The organism is Neisseria sp. P0021.S006 (assembly GCF_051956895.1).
The window spans coordinates 1-514 of the sequence record NZ_JBQCWZ010001060.1 but is presented as its reverse complement, the minus strand read 5'-3'; the positions used below and the strand labels follow the sequence as shown (position 1 = coordinate 514).

1 pseudogene is annotated in these 514 nt (G+C 43.4%); it reads left to right on the top strand.

Annotated features, from left to right (window positions below):
* Positions 1–292 (top strand): annotated as a pseudogene (locus ACTHUM_RS18715) (hypothetical protein); the annotation flags it as partial.
* Positions 293–514 lie beyond the last annotated feature (222 nt).

Genomic DNA, 514 nt, shown 5'->3' with positions numbered 1-514 from the left:
ACTCAGAAGACTTCTCGGTTTACGTAAATGTGAAAAGATTCATTTGACCCAAGATTTATGGGCAGATGGCGGATATACATGGTTGGAGGCTAAGTTCAAGAATACTTACAATGATCCAAAGGTATATCTGGCTCTTGAACATAAAACGATGGTCGTCTTGTTCCTCAATCATAACTTTGGGGCAAAAACTGACCGTAGCGTCAGAATTCGCACTAATTATGACAAGCCTAAGATTGACGTTGATTACTCTGTCTTCTTATATGTAGAAGAATGGAGCGATTCAATTAGTTAAAAGAGAAACGGCTGCGCGGCGGTGTCCTACCACCGTTCTCCGCGCCAGCCTCAGCAGTCCAGACCTGCGTTAGCCTTTTTTACCGTACCTCGCGCGAGGCACGGTGATTCTATCACTAACGATAAGGGAACTGTGAAAAATGAAATGCCGTTGCAAAAATTGTTTTAAACTTTTGGCTGTTGGCCGTGGCTGCTTTGAAATTAAGTGCCCACGCTGTAAATT